Here is a 212-nt window from a genome sequence, read left to right on the forward strand (position 1 = left end):
GCAGGAAGTGAAGGCAGCGTTCCATCAGCGTTTGGAAAATACTCCGTGGATGGATGCAGATACGCGTAAAGCGGCTCTGATGAAGCTTGACCACTTGGCGATTCAGGTTGGTTACCCGACGAAGTGGTGGGATTACAGCTCATATGTTGTCCGCAAGGGCGACGTTTAAGGGAACGCGGAGCGTGCGACGGCTTTTGGCTGGCATCGTGATC

General features: G+C 54.2%; 1 protein-coding gene. It reads left to right on the forward strand.

Annotated elements, in window-relative coordinates; all coding sequences use genetic code 11:
* Positions 1 to 7: 7 nt before the first annotated feature.
* Positions 8 to 169: a hypothetical protein gene (locus tag KB213_RS12645; protein ID WP_408903747.1), complete on the forward strand. Its 162-nt coding sequence runs from the start codon at positions 8 to 10 to the stop codon at positions 167 to 169.
* Positions 170 to 212 lie beyond the last annotated feature (43 nt).

This window comes from Neokomagataea anthophila (assembly GCF_018122595.1).
Taxonomy (GTDB): domain Bacteria; phylum Pseudomonadota; class Alphaproteobacteria; order Acetobacterales; family Acetobacteraceae; genus Gluconobacter; species Gluconobacter anthophilus.